Origin of the sequence: Nostoc favosum CHAB5714, from assembly GCF_020829495.1 — a bacterium.
Taxonomy (GTDB): Bacteria; Cyanobacteriota; Cyanobacteriia; order Cyanobacteriales; family Nostocaceae; genus Nostoc; species Nostoc favosum.
In genome coordinates, this window is sequence record NZ_JAIVFQ010000232.1 from 1 (window position 1) to 2718 (window position 2718).

At 38.2% G+C, this 2718-nt stretch carries 3 protein-coding genes and 1 pseudogene; all 4 read right to left on the bottom strand.

Going from position 1 to position 2718, the window contains the following annotated elements; genetic code table 11:
• Positions 1 to 88: 88 nt before the first annotated feature.
• Positions 89 to 685 (bottom strand): hypothetical protein, encoded by a 597-nt coding sequence (locus LC586_RS40185; protein ID WP_229491334.1) that lies wholly within the window; start codon positions 683 to 685, stop codon positions 89 to 91.
• Positions 686 to 736: 51 nt separating this feature from the next.
• Positions 737 to 1414 carry a hypothetical protein gene (locus LC586_RS40190; RefSeq protein ID WP_229491335.1) on the bottom strand — a complete coding sequence of 226 codons (678 nt, stop codon included), beginning with the start codon at positions 1412 to 1414 and terminating at the stop codon, positions 737 to 739.
• On the bottom strand, positions 1414 to 2151 hold the full coding sequence (locus tag LC586_RS40195; protein WP_229491336.1) for a T4 family baseplate hub assembly chaperone: 738 nt from the start codon (positions 2149 to 2151) through the stop codon (positions 1414 to 1416). The genes LC586_RS40190 and LC586_RS40195 overlap by 1 nt, the downstream gene beginning before the upstream one ends.
• A 54-nt stretch (positions 2152 to 2205) precedes the next feature.
• A pseudogene (locus tag LC586_RS40200) lies at positions 2206 to 2586 on the bottom strand (phage tail protein); the annotation flags it as partial.
• Positions 2587 to 2718 lie beyond the last annotated feature (132 nt).

Consider the following 2718-nt stretch of genomic DNA (forward strand, 5'->3'; position numbering starts at 1 on the left):
TCAATCAAAAATTCAATCAAATTTCTTTTTTTTAGGTTTGCATCTTTGTGCTTACACTTCTTATAGTCAAATAGCTACAACGTTTATGTTAGGTGGTGCGCCGCAGGCGTACCCCCTGAACGGTTACTACTGTAGGTTGCTTATGTAAGTTTTCAGTTACAGATTTTCCCGGTTGTATAACGCTAGGGATTGATAAGATAGTGCTAGTTTCTAGTTGTATTTGCGAAAGAGTTTGTTTGATATTTAATACTTTTGCTAAGGGATCAAGAGAAACTGATCGATTAATTTCAATCGATTTGTTATTTAATAATTGAGTTTTCAGTTCTCCTGATTTCTCTACGACTAACTTTGAGACAGGAGCATTATTTTTATTTGCGATCACAGTCCTTAAAATTGTGGTATTCAGACTTGGGTGCGAAAATGTTTTCTCTTGAGGAGCAAATGTAAATATTACTGACTTTGTTGAGTTTTCGTTGAAAGGTATTTGTAAATCTGACTTTCTAGGTAATTGCAAAGATAAACTCAGATGATTAATGCCAATTGGTTGCTGGGGTAAAAATTTAGGTGTAAGCTGGCTCTTTTTAGAGATTGGGTTAGAGAGAGAAGTATTTGATTCTGGAGTCTGTACAGGAATGAGGTGATTCGATAGAAAAGTCTTTATTTGTGATACAAGTGCAGACTTCAATAGGTCTGTTTTGGAATAAGGTATTATTTGATTTACAGTCGTTGAAAGTATTTATGATTCTAGAAAAGGGTGAGTGAGAAATGATTTCCAATTAGCTACATTTGAAGGTTTGACATAAGAAATAAGAGGATTAATTTTAGTTAGTTGCTTTTGTGATAGACTAGGAGCAAAAATTAGTGGATTAGTGCTTGTTTTTTTGTCTGTGTTTGAAGCTAATTCCTGATTATTAATGTTTGAAGATTGGACAAAATAAACAACAGGATTATTTTTAGTTAGTTGTCTCTCTGATAGAGTATGAGCAAAAGTTGGTGGAGTAATGCCGGTTTTTGGTTCTGTATTTGAAGTCAATTGCTGATTATTAGTACTGATTTGAGTCAGTACTGACTCTGAAAAAGGCCAATTAGAGGATAATTCTAAGTCAGGCTTGTATGCTATATGTTGGGAAGCTTGAACAGGCGTTGAAGAAAAATTAGTTAAAAACGGGTTAGTTATCTCTTCAGATATTTGCAAATTTGTTGCAAGCGATCGCTTCTCCAACAACTGCACAGTATCAAATGTAAATTTCTCTGGTTCAGATGTTGTTTCCAACTCAGTTGATTCTGTGGTAATCGATGGTTCCCAGTCAAGGTTAGCCTCCGGTAACGGTTCAAAGACTGATAATACAAGAGGTTGAACTGTATCGATTAAGTTAAAGCTTTTAGCTATCAAATCAAAGAGATAATTACTCATTAGTTCACCACCATCTCTAAATACAATTGCCGCCGTCTGGGACTCATAGCCAAAATATCAGCTTCACGCCAACCGTAAACAACTGCCAAAGTATGCACCTCTCGCAAAACTCGAAACGCCCAAGGGTTAATCTCAGCCCAGAAGAACGACACAATGTCAAATAGCGATCGCCATTGGTGGTTGCAAGCGCAACAAGAAACATCAATTGGTACATTTGCTTGAGGATCTGCTTGAGCCATTTGGGCAATAATTGCATCTCTCACATGAGATGGTAATTGCTGAAACGGTAGATATTCACCATTACACACTGCTTGCAAAATACAGCGTTCTAATAAAATCTCTTGGGCCATCTCTGGCTGTTTGTGTTCAGCGATCGCTATCATATCTAAACTGTTTGGCAGACGAAAACTCACCTGATAATCAGCAAGCTCAAGACAATATTTTTCAACTAGTTCAAGTGACAGTGATGCTACACGCATATCTGCAACATCAAAATTAAGTTCCAAGACTTCACCACAGGTTGGACAAGTCACTTGACTAACCAGTTGCGAACCAAATGTCCACTCTCGCAATGTCAGCAGCATAGCATCACGCTGACCGAGACTAAGTTGAGTAAGCGTATCTATGGAGGTATCAGGACAAGCACCAGTTAGTAGCTTGATTGCTTTAGACCAAGATGGCTGATTACGTCCCCATTCCCAGATATTTAACAGTTCTGAGGTTGATAGCGATCGCATAGTCTATTTCCCTGCTGGTTGAACAATTAAATCTGATTAACTAAGCCTAGTTAATCATGAAGCTTTTTCCCAACCTTCATTTTCTATCTTTATGTACTCGATAGCGACAGCATTAGCACTAGCATCAAGGTCTGGTAAAGCTTGATATTCTGAAACCCAGCAACTGAAAACTGTATATGAAGCCGCTGGCTTCCCAGCTTCATCACGAACCTCAATAGTGATATTTTTACGAAAATCTGCTAGAGACATTTCTGTAGTATCACCAAGCTTCCAGACCAGATTTGCCCATTGTTCAAAATCAGAATTTTTGCTACTAACACCTCGTTCTAAGGTGATGGGATCGTACTTGCTTTGTCCTGGAGACTTATAAACAGTACTAAAGTCGCCACCTGAGCGGTGTTCTATAACCTCAGTAGTTCGCTTTAGACCACTGACTTTACTTAACGTGAGTTCGACGGATAGGAAAGCCCAAAAAGGTTGCTATATATGAATTTACTCAAGTGGGCAGGCGGAAGCGATCGCTAAGATTAATTGAGAATCGGTAAAAAACTCACAAAAAAACGCCGA

Bases quoted from the DNA above. Each gene is read 5' to 3' on its own strand.
- LC586_RS40190 (WP_229491335.1), bottom strand. From the start codon at position 1,414: ATGAGTAATTATCTCTTTGATTTGATAGCTAAAAGCTTTAACTTAATC.
- LC586_RS40195 (WP_229491336.1), bottom strand. From the start codon at position 2,151: ATGCGATCGCTATCAACCTCAGAACTGTTAAATATCTGGGAATGGGGA.